The following is a 450-nucleotide window of genomic DNA, read 5'->3' as shown; positions in this document are numbered from 1 at the left end:
CGCTCTACGTCTGCAAGACCGTCAGGCTGACCGCATGAGCGCCAGCGACAAGCCCCCTGCCGCGGACCTCGCCACCATCACGACCTGGCTCCCCGAGGAGTCCCATGGGGTCGCCACGACCGACACCGATCGCCATGAGGTCTGGATCTTCTTCCCGATGCTCCGCGGCGGATTGCGCACCGACCAGCTCTACGTCGGTAAGCGAGTGCACCTCACCTACGAGCCGACCCCCGACCAAGACGGCTACAAGTGGATCGGGATCGAGGTAACGCCGCTACCCCGATAGTGTCCGGCGCGGGCCCGCAGACACGGGCCCGCGCCCTCGCACTGCCTGCCGCGTGACAGACACCGTCCACGATGCAGAAAGCCAGCATTCCCAACGATCTCTCGCGTCTCGCTCAGGGGAATACGTGTTCGAACAGCGGCGTAGCCTGGACGGGTGACGACGAC

Annotated in this window: 1 protein-coding gene; it reads left to right on the top strand. The window is 66.0% G+C overall.

Going from position 1 to position 450, the window contains the following annotated elements; translation table 11 throughout:
* On the top strand, window positions 1-286 hold a 286-nt coding region (locus AC13HU_RS38175), incomplete at its 5' end, for a hypothetical protein (protein ID WP_483046579.1).
* Window positions 287-450 lie beyond the last annotated feature (164 nt).

This window comes from Streptomyces sp. NH27 (assembly GCF_056859195.1).
This window is presented reverse-complemented; position numbering and strand designations above follow the sequence as displayed.